This window comes from Spirochaetota bacterium (assembly GCA_026414805.1).
Classification (GTDB): Bacteria; Spirochaetota; UBA4802; order UBA4802; family UB4802; genus UBA4802.
In genome coordinates, this window is sequence record JAOAIH010000057.1 from 1 (window position 1) to 1,868 (window position 1,868).

3 protein-coding genes and 1 pseudogene are annotated in these 1,868 nt (G+C 37.8%); 2 read left to right on the forward strand and 2 right to left on the reverse strand.

Annotation, left to right across the window (positions count from 1 at the left end; translation table 11 throughout):
• On the reverse strand, positions 1-652 hold a 652-nt coding region (locus N3F66_11255), incomplete at its 3' end, for an IS1595 family transposase (GenBank protein ID MCX8124719.1).
• A 29-nt stretch (positions 653-681) separates the two neighbouring features.
• Between N3F66_11255 and N3F66_11260 the strand changes: the two genes are divergently transcribed.
• Together N3F66_11260 and N3F66_11265 are read left to right on the forward strand one after the other, a co-directional pair.
• The gene (locus N3F66_11260; GenBank protein MCX8124720.1) at positions 682-909 is read left to right on the forward strand and encodes a type II toxin-antitoxin system HicB family antitoxin; all 228 of its coding nucleotides are present in this window, start codon (positions 682-684) and stop codon (positions 907-909) included.
• Positions 910-961: 52 nt separating this feature from the next.
• Positions 962-1,090 (forward strand): annotated as a pseudogene (locus tag N3F66_11265) (type II toxin-antitoxin system HicA family toxin).
• 33 nt (positions 1,091-1,123) lie between these two features.
• Here N3F66_11265 and N3F66_11270 read toward each other — a convergent pair.
• The coding region (locus N3F66_11270; GenBank protein ID MCX8124721.1) for a SufD family Fe-S cluster assembly protein at positions 1,124-1,868 on the reverse strand (745 nt) is incomplete at its 5' end.

Sequence of the window (1,868 nt, forward strand, 5' to 3'; positions counted from 1 at the left end):
TAAATCGCTTGCTTTTATCGAGTCTCTCATGTCTAAACCCATACATCACAAGCCCATCGTAACTTTTAAACTTATCTGTGTAAATTAAACTCCCTCGTTTTACTTTCTTGATTGACTCTTTTAGTAAACGTTCCGCTGTGACATCTTCTACTATCTCCACGCTCACCCTCCCATTGCGCTCTAATATCCCAAATACAGGAATTTTCTTATGCGCCCCCCTGCCTCTATTCCCTTTCCTCCTGCCTCCAAAATATGCTTCATCCATCTCTATCTCACCTTCTAAAACAGTCTCTTGCTTTTGTATAGACTGATAGATGCTTTTGCGCAGCAGGTGATATGCTTTATGCACCGTCCGATACGTAAGACCTACCTCTTTATATGCTTGATTGACAGGTACTTCAAGTAAAAATAACTTCATTATTAACAAAAATTGACGAAAGCTTACCTTCGCATATTCCAATACGCTCCCTTTGCGAGTACTCCATTCCTTCTTGCACCGGTGACACCGATAAAAATTCCTTCTCACTTTCCCTATATGGGGGTTTTGGCAAACTATGCACTTCGTAAAGGTTTTAAGAATCCCTTTTTCCCGTAAGAAGGCTTCTGCACTTTCTTCTGTCTGTAATACCTGTATTAATTCTTCTAATCTCATGGTTTCCACCTCTATCATATGCTATGATTTTGTCAAGGTGGAATTTGGTATTTAATTACCAATATACAATAGGGAAAGAAGATAAATATTATGTAGCACAATGTTTAAATGTTGATATTTCTAGATTTGGTGAAACAATAGATGAATCCATCAATAATTTGCTAGAAGCAGTTGAATTGTATTTTGAGAATAACGATAATCCTGAATATGCAATTGTAGAAAATGTAATGATTGGAGAAAGTGTACTAAATGTCTAAGTTATATTCTTCAAAAGAAATAATAGTAGTATTATAAAAGAATGGTTTTAGGTATACATCACAAAAAGGAAGCCATGTAAAATATACTAAAGATAATATGGTTGTTATTATACCTCATCCAAGAAAAGAAATACCTCTTGGAACATTTATGTCAATTTTACGACAGTTCCATTTAAAATAAGGAAGATTTTGAATAATTGAATTACTGCCACTACTACGACAATAAACCCTGAATAATTAAATCCACTGCCTGGTCTTCATCAAGGCCACGCGCCATAAGTGTTTGTAGTTGTTTATCGTCAACACTGCCAATTGCTGCCTCATGGGTAACGTGTGCTTTTGGGTGATACACCTCTACTACAGGAATGGCCTTTGCTATTCCATTGTCCTGTATAATCTCTTTGCAGTCAACATGCCCACGTGCATACGGTGCGTGTGCTGTTAATGTGTTGTACACTGCTGCTTTAGCGTTATCGCGGACTGCAATACGTGTAGTAAGTACTCCCACGGCACCTTCACCTTTGAGATGGCCAATCTCACGAATGGTGATATCGTCATTGGCAATGCCATTGACTTTTGCATTCATTTCCATACGGCTGTATTCATGGCATGTAGTTTCATAATTAATGTCAATAATACCAGCTTTTCCTCTTAAAAGCTCAAAGTCAGTTTTAAAAGTAGCATGCTTTTCAACAGTAACTATCGCATGCGGAACAACAGTAATTATACCTCCCGGTGCATGCACATGTCGCTCTACATACGAGTAATGTGCGCCTTCTTTAATTACAATATTTGCATCCATCTTATGGGTAATATTCTTTGCATTGGGAAATGTGCAGTGGGCTAAGATTGAAACATTTGCTTTTTCTTCAATTACCACACTCATAATGATTTCCTGAAGGCCATCTTCGGGCAGCATACCAAAACAAAGATGTACCGGCTTTTGTAGTGTGCTGCCT